Source organism: Priestia sp. SIMBA_032, assembly GCF_046535215.1.
Classification (GTDB): Bacteria; Bacillota; Bacilli; order Bacillales; family Bacillaceae_H; genus Priestia; species Priestia aryabhattai.
Genome location: NZ_JAWRXD010001212.1, coordinates 1 through 250, shown reverse-complemented (window position 1 = coordinate 250; position 250 = coordinate 1). Strand labels below are relative to the sequence as shown.

1 protein-coding gene is annotated in these 250 nt (G+C 70.4%); it reads left to right on the top strand.

Annotation, left to right across the window (positions count from 1 at the left end):
- Positions 1-66: 66 nt before the first annotated feature.
- Positions 67-250, top strand: a 184-nt coding sequence (locus SB717_RS38180) for a hypothetical protein (RefSeq protein ID WP_410908398.1), incomplete at its 3' end; no start/stop codon positions are given.

Genomic DNA, 250 nt, shown 5'->3' with positions numbered 1-250 from the left:
CTACTGGCGCGCCACGCGCAGCGCAAGCGCCACCGCCTCTGGGGCCACGGCGCAGCAGGTCAGTTGATGCGCGCACACATCTGGATTCCGCTGCTGGCGCTTGGCGCACTCGTGGTTCTGCTCTACGCAGGGATGCAGGACATGGATCGTGCCCTGCCGTCGCCGATGATCGGGAAGGCGGCGCCGAGCCTGCCCGCACCGGAAAACAGCGAAGCCGCGGCCGTGCTCAACGCCGCCCAGGGGCAGCCCC